This is a genomic window from Mycobacterium sp., assembly GCF_039583785.1.
Lineage (GTDB): Bacteria > Actinomycetota > Actinomycetes > Mycobacteriales > Mycobacteriaceae > Mycobacterium.
In genome coordinates this window covers 1-2,441 of the sequence record NZ_JAVKSG010000173.1, presented here as the reverse complement: position 1 = coordinate 2,441, position 2,441 = coordinate 1, and the positions used below count along the sequence as shown (strand labels likewise).

Genomic DNA, 2,441 nt, shown 5'->3' with positions numbered 1-2,441 from the left:
CAATGCTTTCACCAGTCGTTTTGCCGATCGGACGCAACTGAAACGGCAGAGTTACCTGACATCGCTGACAAGTTGGGAATCTACCCTCCGTCAACTGCTACTGCTTGTGGCGGGTGAGCTGAGGGGCGTGCGCGGATGCGATGCGGGCAACACTATGAGATGCCCACACTGAGTCCTCCACCTTCACATCGAATTCAGTGCATCCCGCCGCTCTACGGTCAGCAACCGAGTCTGGTGGATCCCACCGACGACGCAGGCGCTCGATGGACGGAATGCATGGTGAGTCAGTCGAATAGGCCGCCCTGGGTGGCTTTGTTGGCGAGTTGTTCGGATGCCCACTGTCGGATCGAGGCGTCTGGATCGTCTACGGCCAGCGCCTGAACCAGTTCGTCGTCGCCGCAGGCAAGCAGCCATTCCAGGGCTGCTTTGCGGGGTGCTTTATGTCCCCATTCCAACGCCGCATTCAGCACGGTTCGCGCCTGATCGTCGTCAAGGGCGTCGGCTACGCGGACGGCTCCGGTCACGACGGCTGCCGCGTCGCGGGCCGGCAGCGACCGCGCGTGTTGGAGGACGTCGTCGGCTGCAGCTCGGCTTCGACACAGAACGTGGCCAGCAGCCCAGCTCCGCAGCGGCGGCCACACACTGCGGTCCGCAGTCGAGAGAGTGTCGGGGTCGACGCGGAGCCTCCGGCACGCTTTTGGAGCGTCGAGGTGGTATTCGACGAAGCTGGTGCCGATCCACCAAATCGGGTGCCGGTAGCGCACCCGCTCCTGCCAGAGCAGCGTGTCGGCGAGCCGATCTTGGTCATCATCGTCGAGGACGCCTGACTCTACGATGCCGGCAAGCACCTGCGCGCTCACGCGGCGCCAGCGCCAGTCGGTACACAGCAGCAGGGCGGAGTCGAAGGCGCCCGACTCACCCCCGCGGTGGACTCGTCGGAACGCATCGACCGCGACAGCCGACGGCAGTGGACGGCCGACAGCACCCGACACCAGCCGCCGCCACAGGCCCAGCGCATCGGTGACGTCGGAGATCTCCGTCGACTCCAGGTAGTCCACTCAGCCATCCTGACAGCACCACGCCGGCGAGCTACCGTCGCCGGCGTGGGAAGCGACAACGACGAAACCCAGCGGATCATCGACGAGGCGCTGGCGGGACTCGGCTCTGCCGATGTCCAGACGCTTGCGCAGCGATTGGCCTGGCCGGCGCGACATCGGTCGAGGATCTGCTTGCGGAGACCCGGCCGCGATCTGCACCGGCGGGCGCCAACCCGGCCCCGCCGAGGACTGCGGCGGTGTCGGCAGCTACGCGCTGCTGGTCGCGGCCACCGATCCAAAGCACCCCGACCATGCCGCAGCCCGGGACCACTACGCCGAAATCTACGGTCCCGAAACTGATCCAGGCGACTGGGCACCGACACAGTTCGACATCGACCGGATCAACCAGGTGTTCGCCAATCGTGGCAGCATTGCGTCCCCACACGAAATCACCAGCCCACCAAGGGATCTCCTCGACGGCATGCAGACCACGTACGGGCAGCGCCGGTGGCGGCAACTGCTGAGCAGCGCGCGACTACGATCCGGTGTCGATCGACACCGACGCAGCCGCCGCGGCGGTGCGGCCATACGCGTGGTTGTTGGAGCGGGTGGGCGACGACGGCGTCACACTGACCCAGGCCGGCTACCTGCCGCCGGTACACGTTGAGGCCGCGTTCACCGAGCTCGAGTTCGACAAGATGTGGATCGGGGCCAGCATCCGCGAGGATCTCACCTATCCGGTGCTACACCTGCGTCAGTCAGCGCAACAGGTCGGGTTGCTGCGCAAGCACCGCGGCCGACTGCTCGCGACCACGCGGGGAAAGGCGCTGCGCAGTGACCCCGTCGGTTTGTGGTGGCACCTGGCCGAACGGACACCGGTCGGATCCGCCGACCGGTGTGTCTACGACGCTGGGTTGTTGTGTCTGGCCGCGTTGGCCGCCGAGACCACCGACAACGTCGAAACGATCGTGGCGGAACTGCTCGATGCGCTGGGGGTGGATGGGCGGCGACGGCTCCACGATCACAGAGCAGTCGGCGGCAGCCGCCACCTCCGACGTCAAGGACACACTGCGCCGGCTGGGCTTCTTACGTGCACGATCTGGCCCAGACCGACGGGAGCCGCCGACCAGAAACGCGGTCGACTTCGCCCGTGCCGCGCTCACGGCCTGGCCATCAGTCGACTCGCAGTCGACCCCCAGCGCATTCAAAACCCACTGGGCAGAGGTGTTTGCGGCAGAGCATTTGAGCTTGGTGACAAGTCGTCGCTGGTCTGCCTGCTGTTCCGCTCAGCGTTATCAGCGAGCGGGGACGGTGCTTCGGCGACGATCGCAGGAATCGTTGGCGACGCGAATGGTCAGGTCACCAGTTCGTATTCCACTTGCAGCAACTCGTAGGTCCTGACTG

2 protein-coding genes are annotated in these 2,441 nt (G+C 65.8%); one reads left to right on the top strand and one right to left on the bottom strand.

Going from position 1 to position 2,441, the window contains the following annotated elements; all coding sequences use genetic code 11:
• Positions 1-284 precede the first annotated feature (284 nt).
• The gene (locus ABDV69_RS21045) at positions 285-1,058 is read right to left on the bottom strand and encodes a hypothetical protein (protein ID WP_343577742.1); all 774 of its coding nucleotides are present in this window, start codon (positions 1,056-1,058) and stop codon (positions 285-287) included.
• A gap of 524 nt (positions 1,059-1,582) precedes the next feature.
• Here ABDV69_RS21045 and ABDV69_RS21040 point away from each other — a divergent pair.
• A complete protein-coding gene (locus tag ABDV69_RS21040; protein WP_343577740.1) occupies positions 1,583-2,431 on the top strand; it encodes a hypothetical protein in 849 nt (282 codons plus the stop codon).
• The last annotated feature ends 10 nt before the right edge of the window (positions 2,432-2,441 follow it).